Origin of the sequence: Streptomyces sp. Edi4 (assembly GCF_040253615.1) — a bacterium.
GTDB lineage: Bacteria > Actinomycetota > Actinomycetes > Streptomycetales > Streptomycetaceae > Streptomyces.
Map to the genome: position 1 here is coordinate 5,322,677 of NZ_JBEJGY010000004.1, position 16,506 is coordinate 5,339,182.

Sequence of the window (16,506 nt, forward strand, 5' to 3'; positions counted from 1 at the left end):
GCAGAGGGGCCCACGTATGAGCGGCGGGATGACCTGAGAACATGGGGTCGTGGCAGGAACGCGCAGCAGTAAGCAGACAGTCCGGAACATGCTGCAGTCGCTGGCGGTGATCGGCATCGCGGCGGCTGTGATCTATGTGTTCATCCCGCACGACGAATCGGACGCACCTCCGCTCAAGACCGTGAACTACTCGGTCGAGCTCACGACCGTGCGCAGGGCGGCCCCGTACCCGGTGGCGGCCCCCGTCGGCCTGCCCGACCAGGACAAGTGGCGCGCGACCTCGGTGTCGTACGACGGCACCAAGGACAACGCCTGGCACCTGGGCTTCCTCGACCCGCAGAACCAGTACGTCGCCGTCGAGCAGTCGACCGCGCCCACGGAGAAGTTCGTCACCGAGGTCAGCAGGCGGGCGACGAAGACCGAGAAGTCGCAGCAGATCGCGGGCGCGACCTGGACGTTCTGGGACGGCCCCAAGTACGACGCGCTGGTCCGCCAGGACCAGGGTTCCACCACGGTGGTCACGGGCACGGCGCCGTACGAGCAGCTGGTGGCGATGGCGGGGGCGCTGGAGTCGAAGAAGACGGCCTGAGGCCTCGGGGGCGCGCCGGCCGGGCCCGGGGAGCGGACACGAAAAGGCCGCCGCACCGGGTGGGTGCGGCGGCCTTTCGTGTGCGGCTGCCTTTTCGCGTGCGGCTCAGACGGTGGTGACGACGTCGTCGTACGCCAGGCGCGGGCTGCGCGGGTACCAGGCGTCGTCGCCGGGCTTGCCGATGTTGACGACCATCAGCGGGGTGTGGTCGTCGTCCAGGAACTCCTTCTGCACGCCGGCGGGGTCGAAGCCGGTCATCGGGCCCGCGGCCAGGCCGGCGGCGCGGACGCCGACGATGAAGTAGGCGGCCTGGAGCGCGGTGTTCAGCAGCGCGGCGCTCTCGCGGACCGGGCGCTCGGAGAAGAAGGCGTCCTTGGCGGCCGGGAAGTGCGGGAAGAGGGCCGGCAGCTCCTCGTGGAACTCGTTGTCGGCGGAGAGGATCGCGACGAGCGGCGCGGAGGAGGTCTTGGGGCGGTTGCCCTCGGCCATGTGCTGGACAAGGCGCTCGCGAGCCTCGGGGGAGCGGACCAGGGTGATGCGCAGGGGCGACTGGTTGAAGGCGGTCGGGCCGTACTTGACCAGGTCGTAGATCGCCTGGACCTGCTCATCGGTCACCGGCTCGTCGGTGAACGTATTGGCGGTGCGGGCCTCGCGGAAGAGGAGGTCCTGGGCGGCGGGGTCAAGAACGAGCGACATCTGCGTCATACCTTCCGGAATGTTGATCAAGCGGTGTCTCCGACGGTACGGCAGGGTTAGGTTAACTTTCAACTAAATCTGGGGATGGGTGACGATGCTCACACGGGGCCGGGGCCGGGGTGGATGGTGCGGCGGCGTGCCGGCCGCCGGGTGCCGGAGTGGCCACCGGCGCGTGCGCCTGTGCGCAGGTTCCCCGCGCCCCTTGAGGGCTTGGTGTTCGGGCGCGGACCGTGCTGGGGCGCTCGCGCAGTTCCCCGTGCCCCTGACGGGGGTGGTGCCGGCCCGCATGGGGAACCTCAGCCTGCCCCGTGCTGCTGAGCTTGAGGTGCCGGCCCACACCGGCATCTTCACCCTGTCAGGGGGTCCCCCCTGGTCCTTGAGGCCTTGGGGGAGTTTGAGGACGAGCGCCCTTCAGGCGCGATCGGGGTCTGGGACGGAGCCCCAGGGTTCCTCACCCCCGGAGGGTTTGGGTAAGGGGCGGGGAGGGGCCAGAACCCCAAGGGTGACCTCAGCCGGCCTCGGGCGAGTCGGCCAGGGCCGCGTCGAGGCGGGCCCGAGCCCCCTCGAGCCACCGCCGGCACACCTTGGCCAGCTCCTCCCCCCGCTCCCAGAGCGCCAGGGACTCCTCCAACGTCGTACCCCCCGCCTCAAGCCGCCGCACGACATCGATCAGCTCGTCCCGCGCCTGCTCATACCCCAGCGCCGCGTCACCCGACACGGCCTCGTCCGTCGTCTTGGCCATGCGCTCCACCCTATGTCCGCGCTACGACAGTGACGTGCAGTTCGCCCTCGGCGACCCGGGCCCGCAGCTCCTCCCCGGACGCGACGTCCCCGGGGGCGCGGACCACCTCGCCGCCGGCCCGCTGGAGCACCGCGTACCCCCGCTCCAGCGTGGCCGCGGGCGAGAGCGCCACCACGCGCGCGTGGGTGTGCGAGAGCTCGGAGTCTGCCCGGTCCAGGTGGTGGCCGAGCACCCGGCGTGCGCGGTGCAAGAGCGCGTCCACGTCGTCGGCGCGGTCGTCCACCATGCGCTGCGGCCGCTCCATCCAGGGCCGCCCGAGCACCCCCGCAAGACCCCGCTCCTCGCGGTCGACGACGCCGGTGACGTGGCGGCGCGCGCGGTCGCGCAGCATCCGTACCCGCTCCAGCTCCTCGCCGACGTCCGGCACGACCTTCTTCGCGGCGTCCGTCGGCGTGGAGGCCCGCAGATCGGCGACCAGGTCGAGCAGCGGAGCGTCCGGCTCGTGCCCGATCGCGGAGACGACCGGCGTACGGCACCGGCCGACCGCCCGGACCAGCTCCTCGTCCGAGAACGGCAGCAGGTCCTCCACGCTGCCGCCGCCCCGCGCCACGATGATCACGTCCACGTCGTCCAGCTCGTCGAGCTCCCGCACCGCCTGGACTACCTGCGGCACCGCGTGCACGCCCTGCACCGCCACATTGCGTACCTCGAAGCGCACCGCGGGCCAGCGCCGCCGCGCGTTCTCCAGGACGTCACGCTCGGCTGCCGAGGCGCGCCCCACGACGAGCCCGACGAGCTGTGGCAGGAAGGGCAGCGGACGCTTGCGGTCCAGGGCGAAAAGGCCCTCCGACGCCAGGCTCCGCTTCAACTGCTCGAGTCTGGCGAGCAGTTCACCGATGCCGACCGGTTTTATCTCCACCGCGCGCAGCGAGAGCTGGCCGCGCGGCGCGTACCACTCGGGCTTGGCGTGCACCACGACGCGCGCGCCCTCGGACACCACGTCGGCCACCGCGTCGAAGACCTGGCGGTAGCACGTGACGCCCACGGAGATGTCGTGTGAGGGATCGCGCAGCGTCATGAAGACCACACCCGCGCCGGGCCGCCGCGAGAGCTGGGTGATCTGCCCCTCCACCCAGACCGCCCCGAGACGGTTGATCCACCCCCCGATGAGGCGCGACACCTCGCCGACGGGGAGCGGCGCGTCCGCACTCGTATTCAGAGCCATGTACGCAGGCTAGCCCCCGCCACCGACAGTCCCGCCGGGCCCCGGCGGCTCCGCGTCGGACCCCGGCGGCTCCGCGTCGGGGCCCGGACGCCGGCCCCCCTGCATGGCGAGCACCACAAGACCCACCGCGAGCCAGCCGAGCCCGACCAGCTGCGCGGTCGCCGTCGCCTCCCAGATCACCGCGACGATCACGGCCGCGCCGAGCGCCGGGACCACCACGTGGCTCAGCCAGTTGGGCGCGCCCTCCATGCGGCGTACCGCGTACCAGGCGACGACGGAGACGTGCAGCAGGAAGAACGCGGTCAGCGCGCCCATGTCCACGACCGAGACGAGGTGGTCCATGCCGTCGTCGCGCCGGGCCGCCCACACCGCGGCGACCAGCGTGACCACCGCGGCGAGCAGCAGCGCGGGGCGCGGCACCCCGGCGCCTGTGCGCGACAGGGCGCGCGGCAGCCGGCGGTCGCGGGCCATCGCGAAGACGAGCCGGCCGGCCGCGGCCTGCCCGGCGAGCGCCGCGAACGCCGCCCCGATCGCCTTGCTGACCGCCACCAGGGTGTGCAGCCAGCCGCCCACCGACGTCTCCACCGTGTCGTAGAACGCCGAGCCCTGCTTGACCGGGTCGGCCGCGAGCCGCGCCGACGACAGGGGTTCGAGCAGCGCCGCCAGGTAGGACTGCACGATGAACAGGGACCCGGCGAGCACCAGGCAGAACAGCACCGCGCGCGCCACCTTGGCCGACCCCCCCGTCACCTCCTCGGCGAAGGTCGCGATCGCGTCGAAGCCGAGGTAGGACAGGACCGCGACGGACACCGCGCCGAGGACCGCGCCCAGGGAGAACCCGGCGTCCCCGCTCAGCGGCGAGAGCCAGCCCCGGTGCGCCCCGTCCCGTACGAGCACCACCACGGCCGACACCACGAAGACGAGCAGCACCACGATCTCCAGGGCGAGCACCGCGAAGCCGACGCGGGCGGCGGCCCGTACGCCCCACAGGTTGAGCAGGGTGGTGATCACCACCGCGACCGCCGTCCACACCCACCGCGACACGGACGGGACCAGGGAGTTCATCGCGATGCCGGAGAAGAGGTAGGCGACGGCCGGGATGAGCAGGTAGTCGAGCATCGCCATCCACCCGGCGATGAAACCCGGCCCCTCGCCGAGCGCCTTGCGCGCGTACGCGAACACCGACCCGGCCAGCGGCACGACCCGCACCATCTGGGCGTAGCTGAACGCGGTGAAGCCCATGGCGATCGTGGCCACCAGATAAACCAGCGCGACCGCGCCGTGCGACTTGGCGTCCAGGGTGCCGAAGATGCCGACGGGAGCCATCGGCGCGATGAAGAGGAGCCCGTAGACCACCAGGTCCCGGAAGCCCAGACTCCGCCGCAGCCGCCCGGCCCCCTCCGCCCCGGGACCGGGGTCGGCCCCGTACCCCGCGCGGCCCGGCGCGCCCGGCCGGCCTTCTTCCCCGTGCCCTCCGTGCCGCTCGCGCTCCTCGTGTACGCCGCTCATGCGGCCAGTCTCACCGGACCCGCGGCCTTCGGCCCGCCGGGCGGGCCGGTCGAGCGGGCGTGCCGGTCGAGCGGGCGGGCGGCGGGTCCGGCCGGGCTGTCGGTGTGAGCCCCTACCATGGACGGCATGACTGCTACCGCCCACCCGTCGCCCGCCACCGCCGCCAGTGGAGGCGCCGCGCGCCACAGTGACAAGCGGGTCCTGCTCGCCGCTCCCCGTGGCTACTGCGCGGGCGTGGACCGTGCCGTGATCGCCGTGGAGAAGGCTCTGGAGCAGTACGGGGCGCCCATCTACGTCCGGCACGAGATCGTCCACAACAAGTACGTGGTGCAGACGCTGGAGAAGAAGGGTGCGATCTTCGTCGAGCGGACGGCGGAGGTGCCGGAGGGCTCCATCGTGATGTTCTCCGCCCACGGCGTCGCCCCGACCGTCCACGCGGAGGCCGCCGAGCGCAAGCTGGCGACCATCGACGCCACGTGCCCGCTGGTGACCAAGGTCCACAAGGAAGCCGTGCGGTACGCGAAGGAGGACTACGACATCCTCCTGATCGGCCACGAGGGCCACGAGGAGGTCATCGGCACCTCCGGCGAGGCCCCCGACCACATCACCCTGGTCGACGGCCCGGACGACGTGGCGAACGTCGAGGTGCGCGACGAGTCGAAGGTCGTGTGGCTCTCGCAGACCACGCTCTCCGTCGACGAGACGATGGAGACGGTCGGCGCCCTCAAGAACAAGTTCCCCAACCTGCTCTCGCCGCCCAGCGACGACATCTGCTACGCCACGCAGAACCGCCAGGTAGCGGTGAAGAAGCTCGCCGAGGACGCGGAGCTGGTCATCGTCGTCGGCTCCAAGAACTCCTCGAACTCGATCCGCATGGTCGAGGTCGCCCTCGACGCGGGCGCACCCGCCGCCCACCTGGTGGACTTCGCGGACGAGATCGACGAGGCGTGGCTGGAAGGCGTCACCACGGTCGGCCTGACCTCGGGCGCCTCCGTGCCGGACGTCCTGGTCGACGGCGTCCTGGAATGGCTGGCCCAGCGCGGCTACGGCGACGTGGAGACCGTGAAGACGGCCGACGAGTCGATCACCTTCTCGCTCCCCAAGGAGCTCCGCCGCGACCTGCGCGCCGAAGCGGCCGAGCTCGCGGGCGAGTGACACCACCGGTCCGCCCCTTCCACGCGTAAGGCCCGCCCGCCCGTACGGTGGGACTCATGAACGCCATGAGGAACGTGTTCGGAGTGGACGTCGGCGGAACCGGCATCAAGGGTGCCCCGGTCGACCTGGCGCGCGGTGATGTGGCCAAGGAACGCCACAAGGTGCTGACCCCGCATCCCGCGACGCCCGATGCCGTCGCGGACGGCATCGCGGAGGTGGTCGGCCACTTCGGCTGGTCCGGCCCGGTCGGGATGACGTTTCCGGGGGTGATCGCCGCGAACACCGTACGGACCGCCGCGAACGTGGCCGAGGAGTGGGTGGGCGTGGACGCCGCTCGCCTCGTGGCCGACCGGCTCGGGGGCATGCCGGTCACCGTCGTGAACGACGCGGACGCTGCGGGCGTGGCCGAGATGAACTTCGGCGCGGGGCGCGGCCGCCAGGGCACGGTGATACTGCTGACCTTCGGTACGGGCATCGGCAGCGCGCTGTTCGTGGACGGCCGCCTGGTCCCCAACACCGAGCTCGGCCATCTGGAACTCCACGGCCACGAGGCGGAGAAGCACGCCTCGACCAAGGTCAAGGAGGACGAGGACCTGAGCTGGTCGCACTGGGCGCGCCGGGTCCAGAAGTACCTGGCGCATGTGGAGATGCTGTTCTCGCCCGAGCTGTTCATCATCGGCGGGGGTGTGAGCCGCAAGGCCGAGAAGTTCCTGCCGCTGATCGAGGGCATCACGGCCGAGATCGTGCCGGCGCAGCTGGAGAACAACGCGGGGATCGTGGGGGCGGCGATGGTGGCGGCGGAGAGGTGAGGGCGCAGGGGGGAGGGCGCACGGGGGAGGGCGCAGGGGTGAGGGCGTACGGGGGAGGGCGCAGGGGTGAGGGCGTACGGGTGAGTGCGCAGGGGTGAGGGCGTACGGGTGAGGGCGCAGGGGTGACGCCGCGAAAGCGGGCCCGGCCCGCTTTCCCGCTGCCTACTGGCCCACTGCCTACTGGCCCACTGCCTACTCCTACTACCGCCGGCCGGGTTTTTTGGGGGCGGCGGCATTCCTGAGGCCTCGTCGGCGCCCCATCAGCCGGAGCTTGCGTACGGTGGCGATGACGCCGGCCACGAGCGTTCCGGCGTAGAGCCAGCCCGCGTGGAGGGCGAGCGCGGTGACCACGGCCAGCGTCTGGCCGCCGAAGCCGCCAGTGCCGCCGGCGATCGGGATGATCCCGACGGCGAAGGCGATGGGGACGCAAATGGGCGCGGTCACCACGTCGGCGGGCCGCACCCAGAGCGCGGTGACGGCGCTGACCAGCAGGAACAGCACGCCGTACACCACGGGTGAGGCGTCGAGGAGCAGCCAGTCGAGCCCGGCGAAGGCGAACATCAGGGCCGCGGCGAAGAGCCCGCCGCCGAGTCCGGTGAGCCGGGGGGACGGCAGTCTGCGCAGGGCGAGGACGACGGGCGGCACCGGCCGGGTGCGCCCGGCGGCGCCGGCGAGTGGCGCCCGGGGGGCGGCCGGTGCCGATGTCCGGGGTCGCTGTGCGCGCTGCGGGGTGCGTGTCCTGTATTGCTCCACCGCACCAACGTAGGTCTCCCCGGGGGAGGAACCACCCATTGGACACGCCCTTTGGCCGACCTTGCCCACACGTTCGACGCGGGGGCGGCCGTCGGGGGCCGGGCGGGGGCGGGGGGTGCGCCATGGCCGGAACGGGGGGCAGCTGGGCGCCCCGGCCGCATCGGGGGCGGTGGCCCGGGCCGTCACGGGTGGGACGGCGCGCCCGTAAACTGGTGGGCGGTCCACTCTCGGACCGTCCACCGCCCTCGTACCGGGAAGTCGCCACGTGTCGCTCACGATCGGAATCGTCGGTCTGCCGAATGTCGGCAAGTCGACCCTGTTCAACGCCCTGACCAAGAACGACGTACTGGCGGCCAACTACCCGTTCGCCACCATCGAGCCGAACGTCGGCGTCGTCGGCGTCCCGGACGCCCGCCTGGCCAAGCTGGCCGAGGTCTTCAACTCCCAGCGGATCCTGCCCGCCACGGTCGACTTCGTCGACATCGCCGGCATCGTGCGCGGCGCGAGCGAGGGCGAGGGCCTGGGCAACAAGTTCCTGGCGAACATCCGCGAGTCGGACGCGATCTGCCAGGTCATCCGTGCCTTCAAGGACGAGAACGTCGTCCACGTCGACGGCAAGGTGTCCCCCAAGGACGACATCGAGACGATCAACACGGAGCTGATCCTCGCGGACCTCCAGTCCGTGGAGAAGGCGGTGCCGCGCCTCACGAAGGAGTCCCGCCTCCAGAAGGAGAAGATCGCGGTCCTGGCGGCGGTCGAGAAGGCCCAGAAGATCCTGGAGTCCGGCGAGACGCTGTTCTCGGCGGGCATCACCAAGGGCACGGAGCAGGGCGATCTGCTGCACGAGCTGCACCTGCTGACCACGAAGCCGTTCCTGTACGTCTTCAACGTCGACGAGGACGAACTGGTCGACGAGGACTTCAAGAACGAGCAGCGCGCACTGGTCGCCCCGGCGGAGGCGATCTTCCTCAACGCGAAGATCGAGTCCGAGCTGATCGAGCTGGACGACGACGAGGCCCTTGAGCTCCTCCAGTCCATGGGCCAGGAAGAGCCCGGCCTCGCCACCCTGGGCCGCGTCGGCTTCGCCACCCTGGGCCTCCAGACCTACCTGACGGCCGGCCCGAAGGAAACCCGCGCCTGGACCATCCCCCAGGGCGCCACGGCCCCCGAGGCGGCCGGTGTCATCCACACCGACTTCCAGAAGGGCTTCATCAAGGCGGAAGTCATCTCCTTCGACGACCTGATCGCCGCAGGCTCAGTGGCAGAGGCCCGCTCGCGCGGCAAGGCGCGGATGGAGGGCAAGGAGTATGTGATGCAGGACGGGGATGTGGTGGAGTTCCGCTTCAACGTGTAGCGGCTGACCCATCACCACGTCGCTGATCTGGCAAACATGCAGGTCAGGAGGGGCCCGGCTCTTCGGAGTCGGGCCCCTTCGCTTTCCCCGTGCTGGATCGGTGCTGGGGCGGCTGATCGTCCGTCAGTCGTTTTTCTCTCCTGAACGGCACCAAGAGTGGTACGTTATTACGTACCAGTTAATGGAAGGGGCAGGGCATGTCCATAACCGCGAGTGAAGCCCGCAAGGAACTGTTCCCGCTGATCAAGAAGGTCAACGAGAACCACGAGGTCATTGAGATCGTCTCGAAGCACGGCAACGCCGTGCTTATCTCGGCCGATGACTATGCGGCGTTGCGTGAGGGGTCGTACCTGCTGCGCTCGCCGGCGAACGCCCGGCGTCTGCTCAAGGCGTACGAGAACGCCCTGTCCCACATCAACGTGTCGGAGCGTGAGCTGATCGATCCGGGCTCGTCGGACGCTGGTGCGGGTGCCGCGTGAGGCTCGTCTTTGAGGATCAGGGCTGGGAGGACTACACGTCCTGGCTCAAGAACGACCGCAAGATGCTCGCTCGGATCAACAAGCTCATCGAGGACGTCAGGCGCGACCCCTTCTCGGGAATCGGCAAGCCTGAGCCGCTGAAGTACCACTTGCCGGGGGCTTGGTCGCGACGGATCGACGACGAGCACCGCCTCGTCTACCTGGTAACGGCCAAGGAGATCGTCATCCTCGCCGCCAGGTACCACTACTGATCGCTGAGTCGTCGGTGTGGGCTGGGATGCCCTCCCGGGCTGAGATGACCTCCTCGAAATCTCCGTTTTCGCAGTTGGAATCTCTGCGGCCGATGTTCCGCTTCACCCTGGCCGAGTTCCGGTCTAACCTTCGATCCGAAGAAATAGGGGGATTTTTGAATGGCCGATGTCACCTTTTGAGCCAGGCTGAACCGGTCGATGAGTACGGGCGTGCTCTTTATGCGGTATCGCGATCAATTCTGAGGGCTCATTTCGATGAATTGTCGCAAGCGGACCTTGAAGACCTCAATTGCGATCGGGTGGACGTCACGTTTCGGCAGCTCGCTAAGCTCGCTCGTCTCCATCGCGACAAGGGATCACGCGGAGATGGGTTCGAGTGGGCTGTTCACGAGGCGATTGTCGGCGGCGAACCACGCGTTGTAGATCTGGTCGGCGAAGCACTCAGGAAGGTGCGCCCTAGGTCATTTGCTGATTTGTGACAGACCGACATCCCTGATGTTCGGGCACGAGCGTGCACGCCATCTCGGATTCACTGAGGCCGTTGTCAATAACGCGAGTGGTGATGCGGTGTTGCTGCCTGACGGATCAGGCCGACCATTCGCATTCGGATCCTGGGTGCCGATTGCTGCTGGCGGTGTTGCCGCCGAGCCTCAACTTCGGGAACGGATCAAGAAGGTATGGAAGACCGACCTGTTCCTGAGTAGTACGGAGAAGGCGCGATTTGCTGCCGCGCCTATCAAGAGTAATTGGCATCAACTCGAAGATGGTAACGGGCTCCGAGTGGCGATTGTTCCCCAGGCTGTAGACCTCCCGGCAGGATATCAGAGATGGGAGAGTCTCCACCTGATCGCCCTACCAGACCCGGACGGCTTTATGGGCTTGTTCAACGATGCGTATGAGGCGATTGCTGAAGCGATTCTGACGGTTGGCAGGCACGATCGTGCGCCCTATTACTACAAGCCGAGTGCGAAGGCGCAGAAGATCCAGGCGCAACTGGAGAAGTACGGGAAGGTGAAGGTAGTCGAAATACTTGACGCCCTGAACGAAGCAGCGCAGCAGAATCTAATTACTGTCGACCGAAAGCTCATGTCAGTGGAAGCGCCTACGTGGCTCCATATCAATGAGAAGCGTACGCCCATCATCGCGCCGAGGCCGTCGTTCGAGAAGCTTGACTGATCTGACGACGTTCCGGCTGCGGAACGAGCGCGGTGAACCGAGGGGATCGGTCTCCAGCGCGGACAGCTTGCCTAGGATGCGCAGCGCCGTGTCGCCATGGATCTTCCGCAGCCGGGCCTGCGCTTCCCGTCGCAAGTCGGTCGGTATTTGCGCACCGCGCGCCAGCGTCTCCCTGGCGATGTCCTCGATCGGGTGACGGTGGGAGGGCCTCTCATCGCGGTCGTGGGTGCTGGATGTGCTGGGTGAGCAGCTACCGTGCTGGATCGGTGCTGGATGCGGCCCTCTCGAAGCCTGTTTCCGCAGGTCGGAGCTCTGCGTTGAACGTTCCGCTTCAACGTGTGGTCGTGCACTTACTGCAAGTGACTTGATTGATCAAGCGTGGAGGTCGGAAGGGGTCGGACTCTGTCGAGTTCGACCCCTTCGTCGTCACCGTGCTGGATGGGTGCTGGATATTCTGACGTGGAGTCAGTGGCACTCAGGTCTCGTAAACGGTGGACCGGTGCCCGACGTGCACGACCCAGATCACAAGTTCCCCGTTGTCGATCGCGTAGACGACGCGGTAGTCGCCGACGCGGAGGCGGCGACGTTCGGGCCGGGAGACGAGTGCGGTGGTGTTGAAGCCGAGAGGGTCGGTTTCCAACTCGGCCAGCTTGGCCAGGATGCGCAGCGCCATGTCGCGAGGGATCTTCCGGAGCTCGGCCTGGGCCTCGGGTCGGAAGATGGTTCGGTACTCACTCACTGCGCGCCAGCGTCTCCCTCATGATGTCCTCGATCGGGATACCGGGTGTCGAGTTGGCCATGCGCTCGTCGATGATCCGGTTGATCTCGCGCTCTTCCCACTCCTGGTACTTGCGCAGCACCTCAATGGACACCACGGCGGCGACTTCCTTGCCCCGGCGCGTGATCACCGTGGGTACGTCGTCGCGGTCCGCGCGCTCCACGACCTCCGCCAGGTGAGCGCGCACGTCGCGGATGGACTCTATAGGCAGGGGCTGCGTCATGGGCTCAAGAGTACCGAGTGTCTCGTGTGTACACAATGGGTGCCGTGACGGTGGACGGGCTCCCTCGTCGCGTTTGGGCGTGCTGGATGTGCTGGATGAACTCGCACCGTGCTGGATCGGTGCTGGATGACCACCTTCAGAACCGAGTTTTCGCGGGTCGGGGCGCTGCGCTGAACGTTCCGGTTCAACGTGTAGTGGGTGCCGTTGCACCACGTTGCCGATTCTGTAAACACGCAGGTCAGAAAGGGTCCTCTTCCCTTGGGGTGGATCCCTGGTTTTTCCCATGCTGACTTGATGCTGACCTGGAAGCACACCTCATCACTCCTCCGGGCTGGGACACGAGTGCGGTGGTGTTGAAGCCCGAGAGGTCGGTCTCCAGTTCGGTCAGCTTGGCCAGGATGCGCAGTGCGTGTTGTGAGGGATCTTCCGAAGCTCGGCCTGTGCCTCGGGGGTGGAGGACGGTTCGGTACTCACTCAGCGACGTGGGAAGGCGCGGTTTCGCAGGTCGCGGTGGTGTCGTGGGGGTTCCGTCGTCGAGGCCTGGCTGGGTGGGGGAGGCGGCTACGGTGCGGACGTGGGCCGGGCGCTCTGCGTGGGCCGGATCCCTGGAACTGTTCGGCGTTCAGAAGGAGTTCTCCGTGAAACACCGCACACTCGGCACCCACGGGCCACGGGTGTCTGCCGTGGGGCTCGGCTGTATGGGCATGTCCGTCGCCTACGGGGTGCCGGACGCCGCCGAGTCCGAGCGCACGCTGGACCGCGCTCTCGACCTCGGGGTCGACTTCCTCGACACGGCGGACGCGTACGGACGCGGCGCCAACGAGGAGCTTCTGGGCACCTGGTTGCGCCGCCGGGCCGCCGAGCGGAGCCGCGTGGTGCTGGCGACGAAGTTCGGGCTGCGCCACGACCCGGAGTCCGGCCGGGTGGACGGCGTGGACACGTCGGCCGGGTACGTGCGGGACGCCTGCCACGCGTCGCTGCGCCGCTTGGGCGTCGACTACATCGACCTCTACTGTGTGCACCGCCGCGACCCCGCGACCCCCATCGAGGAAACGGTCGGCGCGATGGCCGAGCTGGTGGAAGCGGGAGACATCCGGTACCTCGCGCTGAGCGAGGTCGGCGCCGACACGCTGCGCCGGGCCCACGCCGTGCACCCCATCAGCGCGGTCCAGTTGGAGTACTCGCTCTTCACCAGGGACGTGGTGGAGGGCGAGATGCTGGACACCTGCCGGGAGCTCGGCATATCGGTGGTGGCGTACTCCCCGCTCGGGCGCGCCATGCTGACCGGGAGCATCACGGCGGTGGGCGACCTGGGCAGCGGGGACAACCGCAGGCGCTGGCCCCGGTTCGCCGACGAGAACCTGCCACACAACCTGACTCTGGTCGAGGCCGTGCACCGGGCCGCCGACGAGATCGGCTGCACGCCCGCGCAGGCCGCCCTCGCTTGGCTGCTGGCGCAGGGCGACGACATCGTTCCCATCCCCGGTACGAAGAAACGGCGCTACCTGGAGGAGAACGCGGCGGCCGCCGACGTGACCCTGACCGAGGAGCAGTGCGCGCTGCTGCGCGGCGCGGTGCCGGACGGGGCGGTGGCCGGCGGCCGCTATCCGGAGCAGGCCATGTCCCGGCTCGGCCACTGATCCCCGCCGGCCTGGGCCATCCGGCCTGGGCCGTCCCCGCCGGCCTCGACCGCTGGCCCTCGCCGGCCGACACCGGCGAGCGGGGTGTCGCGGTCGCGGGCCGCGCTGGTCGCAGGCGCCGAAGCGGCCCTGGTGGTTTTGCTGGACCTCGATCGGGAAGTGTTCGCTCCGCCGGTCACGCCGGTCACGCCGGTCACGCCGGTCACCCCGGTCGCCCCGGTCGCCCCGGTCACGCCGGTCACCCCGGCCACGCCGGTCACCCCGGTCGCGGCCCGACAGCGGCACCGGCCACCGAGCCACCGAGCCACCGAGCCCCGTCGTGCTAGGGATGCACAGGACGGTCCGTGCCGTCGGCGTGCCGTGGTCGGGGTGGCGGGGCGGCCAGGCCCTGTTGGAAGGCTATGGATGCCGCCTCCGTGCGGGTGGTCGCGTTCAGCTTGGTCAGGATGTGGGAGACGTGGACGCCCGCCGTGCTGGGGGAGATGTGCAGGCAGGCAGCGATCTGACGGTTGGTCAGGCCGTCGGCGAGCAGCTGGAGCACTTCGCGCTCGCGTTCCGTGAGGCCGTCCTGGGCGGGCCGGGGGCGCAGGAGCCGGGCGATCTGGCGGGACAGGGGCGCGGCCCCCAGGTCCTGGGACAGCCGGGCGGCTTCGTGGAGGCGTGTCGTCGCGCCGGGCCGGTCGCCGCCGGCCAGGGCGACGCGCGCGCCGTGGAAGAGGCACAGCGCCAGTTCGTAGGGCTGTCGCAGCTCACGCCAGCGGGCCACCGCGTGATCCCAGCCGTCGTCGGCGAGCAGTGCCCGGAGCATGGTCCGCCAGGCCGAGTCCAGTGTTCCGTCCACACCGAGCGCCGCGTCCACGGCGGCCAGTTGGGCCTGCCGGGTGGCGATCCGCTGCCGCAGTTCGCGGTCGGCGCGGGGTGACAGCCGTGCCCGCTGCACCAGGGCGCCCGCCACCAGGACCGGCCGGGCGTCGCTGCTGAAGTCCCGGGTGAGCGCCGGGTCGGACAGGGCGCGCTCCACATACCGGTCGGCGCGCTCCATGTCGCCCTGGGCGGCCGCGAGCAGACACAGCAGCTGGTGGCGGGGGGCCAGGCTTCCGCTCCGGGACTGGTCTTCGCCGTCCAAGTCCCGCACTTCGGCGGCGACTTCGGCCGCCGACGTCAAGTCGCCGCGCAACAGCGCCAGATGGCCGGTGAGGGTGCGCAGTCCCCGCTTCGACTGCGGGGGCGCGTCCTCCCGCAGGGCCTGCGCCAGCACGGTGGCCGCCTCGTCCCAGCGTCCGGCCAGGATGAGGCCGCGGGCCGCGTAACGGGCGAGTTCCGCGCCCCGGCTGCGGCCGAGCCCGTACCGGCGGGCGAGATGGATCCCGTCGCGGGCCGCCTCGATGGCGCGTGGGTGGTCGCCCGCCTTGGTGTGCAGCGTGGCCTCGTACATCGGTACCGTCATCAACAGGTCGCTGCTGTCGAGCCGTTCGGCGAGGACGCGGGCTTCGGTCAGCGCCGCCAGGTGGCCGGTCATGGATGCGACGCCGAGGAGGCCGCGGATGGTGACCGTGGCGTCACCGGTGGCCCGGCCGATGGCAAGGGCCTCGTCGAACGGGGCGCGGGCCCGCTCGATGTCGGGCAGCAGGCCCATCGCCAGGACGCCGAGCAGCCGGCCCCGCTGGAGGCCGCCGGGAGGCAGCAGGTCCAGGGCGCGCTCCCAGTCGGCTGTCCCGGTGCCGCCCAGCCGGTGCCGCAGCCTGCCCCGGTGTTCGAGAAGCAGGGCGGTCCGCTCGGGCTCGCGCCGCTCGTCCACGGCGGCGAGTGCGGCGTCGGCGTACTCGATGCCGAGGGCGTAGTCTCCGCTGAGCATGCACGCCTCGGCGGCGTCCGTCAGTACGTCGATCCGGTCCGCGCCCAGCTGGACTACCGGGTCCCACAGGTCCAGGACCACGCCGAGCAGGCGTGCTTGTTCGGCGTAGGCGTAGGTCCGGTGGGCCTGGCCGGCGGCCAGGAGGGTGGCCGACAGGGCCAGGACGCGGTCACCGGCGGCCCGGGCGTGGGCGGCCAGTTCCGCCGGGGCGCCGTGCGCGCGCAGCGCCTGGGCATAGCGCGCGTGCAGCCGGGCCCGCTCGCCGGGCAGCAGGTCCTCGTACACCGCGTCCCGGATCAGGGCGTGGCGGAACGCGTAGCCGTCGCCGGACATGACCAGCAGGCCCTTGTCGATCAACTCCCGCAGCACGGCGTCCAGTTCCGCGCCGTCGTGTCCGGTCACCTCGGTCAGCAGACGGTGCGGGAGGTGTCCGCCCGACACCGAGGCGACGCGCAGCAGTTCGCGAGCGGGGCCCGGCAGGGAGCGCGGGCCGTTCAAAAGCAGGTCGCGGGCGCTGTCCGGGGTCCGCTCACCTGACCGGGCCAGCGCCTCGACGAACAGCGGGTTGCCGTCACTGCGTTCATGGACGCGGCCGACGGTGGCCGGGTCCGGTTCGGTGCCGAGGATGGCGGTCAGTTGGCGGCCCACGTCCCGTGGGTCGAGACGGTCCAGGCGCAGCCTGGTGGTGCCCGGGCGGCGGATGAGTTCCGAGAGCAGTGCTCCGGTCTCCGGCGGGCGGCAGGTGATCACGAGGAGCACCCCGGCCGCACTCAGGTTCCGTACGAGGAATCCGAGGAGCTCGCTGGTGGCGGCGTCCGCCCAGTGCAGGTCCTCGATCGTGAGGACGAGCGGCTGGTGGGCGGCGGCTCGTTCGACCAGCGTCAGCACCTCCTCGTACAGCTGGTGCTTGCCGCCCTCGGTGTCCTCGGCCGCCTCGCCGAGCTCGGGGAACCAGCGGGCCAGCCTGCGGCACGGTCTCGGCGTCACGCCCTCGATCCGGATCAGGGTCCGCAGGATCGTCACGAACGGCGCGTACGGCAGGCCGTCGCGGCCCAGCTCCGCGCACGCGCCGCCGACCACCCGCACGCCCGGGCCGAGCGAGAGCGCGAACTCGGCGAGCAGCCGGGACTTGCCGATCCCGGCGTCCCCGGTCACAAGCGCCACCCCCGGGCCCCGCCCGACGGCCGTGTCCAGGGCCGCCCTCAGCGCCGACAACTCCTCGTCCCTGCCGACGAACACAGGACTGACCACACGCCACGTCACCACCGCGCC

Annotated in this window: 17 protein-coding genes and 1 pseudogene; 9 read left to right on the forward strand and 9 right to left on the reverse strand. The window is 70.0% G+C overall.

Features of this window, described 5'->3' with window-relative positions; translation table 11 throughout:
* Positions 1-49: 49 nt before the first annotated feature.
* Entirely contained in the window at positions 50-589 is a 540-nt protein-coding gene (locus tag ABR738_RS26310; protein ID WP_350232419.1) for a DUF4245 domain-containing protein, read from the forward strand.
* A 105-nt stretch (positions 590-694) separates the two neighbouring features.
* On the opposite strand, the gene ABR738_RS26315 is transcribed toward ABR738_RS26310, so the two are convergent.
* The 4 genes from ABR738_RS26315 to ABR738_RS26330 all read right to left on the reverse strand — a co-directional run bounded on the left by ABR738_RS26315 (position 695) and on the right by ABR738_RS26330 (position 4,761).
* Positions 695-1,285 (reverse strand): malonic semialdehyde reductase, encoded by a 591-nt coding sequence (locus tag ABR738_RS26315; RefSeq protein WP_350232420.1) that lies wholly within the window; start codon positions 1,283-1,285, stop codon positions 695-697.
* Positions 1,286-1,793: 508 nt separating this feature from the next.
* Positions 1,794-2,027, reverse strand: a complete 234-nt coding sequence (locus ABR738_RS26320) for an exodeoxyribonuclease VII small subunit (protein ID WP_350232421.1) — start codon at positions 2,025-2,027, stop codon at positions 1,794-1,796.
* A gap of 10 nt (positions 2,028-2,037) precedes the next feature.
* On the reverse strand, positions 2,038-3,252 hold the full coding sequence (xseA, locus tag ABR738_RS26325; RefSeq protein WP_350232422.1) for an exodeoxyribonuclease VII large subunit: 1,215 nt from the start codon (positions 3,250-3,252) through the stop codon (positions 2,038-2,040).
* Between the two features lie 9 nt (positions 3,253-3,261).
* Complete coding sequence (locus tag ABR738_RS26330) at positions 3,262-4,761, reverse strand: APC family permease (protein WP_350232423.1); 1,500 nt, start codon at positions 4,759-4,761, stop codon at positions 3,262-3,264.
* Positions 4,762-4,887: 126 nt separating this feature from the next.
* Here ABR738_RS26330 and ABR738_RS26335 point away from each other — a divergent pair, with 126 nt between their 5' ends.
* Positions 4,888-5,916: a 4-hydroxy-3-methylbut-2-enyl diphosphate reductase gene (locus ABR738_RS26335; RefSeq protein WP_502964146.1), complete on the forward strand. Its 1,029-nt coding sequence runs from the start codon at positions 4,888-4,890 to the stop codon at positions 5,914-5,916.
* 56 nt (positions 5,917-5,972) lie between these two features.
* On the forward strand, positions 5,973-6,725 hold the full coding sequence (gene ppgK / locus ABR738_RS26340; RefSeq protein WP_350232425.1) for a polyphosphate--glucose phosphotransferase: 753 nt from the start codon (positions 5,973-5,975) through the stop codon (positions 6,723-6,725).
* Between the two features lie 201 nt (positions 6,726-6,926).
* Here the strand turns inward: ppgK and ABR738_RS26345 are convergent, their stop codons facing one another.
* Positions 6,927-7,478, reverse strand: coding sequence for a DUF6542 domain-containing protein (locus tag ABR738_RS26345; protein ID WP_350232426.1), 552 nt, complete (start codon positions 7,476-7,478; stop codon positions 6,927-6,929).
* A gap of 265 nt (positions 7,479-7,743) precedes the next feature.
* On the opposite strand from ABR738_RS26345, the gene ychF reads away from it, so the two are divergent.
* From ychF to ABR738_RS26370, 5 genes are all read left to right on the forward strand, one after another.
* Complete coding sequence (gene ychF / locus ABR738_RS26350) at positions 7,744-8,832, forward strand: redox-regulated ATPase YchF (protein ID WP_350232427.1); 1,089 nt, start codon at positions 7,744-7,746, stop codon at positions 8,830-8,832.
* Between the two features lie 197 nt (positions 8,833-9,029).
* A complete protein-coding gene (locus ABR738_RS26355; protein ID WP_350232428.1) occupies positions 9,030-9,311 on the forward strand; it encodes a type II toxin-antitoxin system Phd/YefM family antitoxin in 282 nt (93 codons plus the stop codon).
* On the forward strand, positions 9,308-9,562 hold the full coding sequence (locus ABR738_RS26360) for a Txe/YoeB family addiction module toxin (protein ID WP_350232429.1): 255 nt from the start codon (positions 9,308-9,310) through the stop codon (positions 9,560-9,562). The genes ABR738_RS26355 and ABR738_RS26360 overlap by 4 nt, the downstream gene beginning before the upstream one ends.
* A 92-nt stretch (positions 9,563-9,654) precedes the next feature.
* Entirely contained in the window at positions 9,655-10,041 is a 387-nt protein-coding gene (locus ABR738_RS26365) for a hypothetical protein (RefSeq protein ID WP_350232430.1), read from the forward strand.
* An 88-nt stretch (positions 10,042-10,129) separates the two neighbouring features.
* The gene (locus tag ABR738_RS26370; RefSeq protein WP_350232431.1) at positions 10,130-10,738 is read left to right on the forward strand and encodes a hypothetical protein; all 609 of its coding nucleotides are present in this window, start codon (positions 10,130-10,132) and stop codon (positions 10,736-10,738) included.
* 475 nt (positions 10,739-11,213) lie between these two features.
* On the opposite strand, the gene ABR738_RS26380 is transcribed toward ABR738_RS26370, so the two are convergent.
* From ABR738_RS26380 to ABR738_RS26390, 3 genes and pseudogenes are all read right to left on the reverse strand, one after another.
* Positions 11,214-11,477 carry a type II toxin-antitoxin system RelE family toxin gene (locus ABR738_RS26380; RefSeq protein ID WP_350232432.1) on the reverse strand — a complete coding sequence of 88 codons (264 nt, stop codon included), beginning with the start codon at positions 11,475-11,477 and terminating at the stop codon, positions 11,214-11,216.
* Positions 11,470-11,739: a type II toxin-antitoxin system Phd/YefM family antitoxin gene (locus tag ABR738_RS26385; protein ID WP_350232433.1), complete on the reverse strand. Its 270-nt coding sequence runs from the start codon at positions 11,737-11,739 to the stop codon at positions 11,470-11,472. The genes ABR738_RS26380 and ABR738_RS26385 overlap by 8 nt, the downstream gene beginning before the upstream one ends.
* A gap of 328 nt (positions 11,740-12,067) precedes the next feature.
* Positions 12,068-12,217: pseudogene (locus tag ABR738_RS26390) on the reverse strand (type II toxin-antitoxin system RelE family toxin); the annotation flags it as partial.
* 160 nt (positions 12,218-12,377) lie between these two features.
* Here ABR738_RS26390 and ABR738_RS26395 point away from each other — a divergent pair.
* Complete coding sequence (locus ABR738_RS26395) at positions 12,378-13,379, forward strand: aldo/keto reductase (RefSeq protein ID WP_350232434.1); 1,002 nt, start codon at positions 12,378-12,380, stop codon at positions 13,377-13,379.
* A gap of 322 nt (positions 13,380-13,701) precedes the next feature.
* On the opposite strand, the gene ABR738_RS26400 is transcribed toward ABR738_RS26395, so the two are convergent.
* Positions 13,702-16,500: a helix-turn-helix transcriptional regulator gene (locus ABR738_RS26400; protein WP_350232435.1), complete on the reverse strand. Its 2,799-nt coding sequence runs from the start codon at positions 16,498-16,500 to the stop codon at positions 13,702-13,704.
* Positions 16,501-16,506 lie beyond the last annotated feature (6 nt).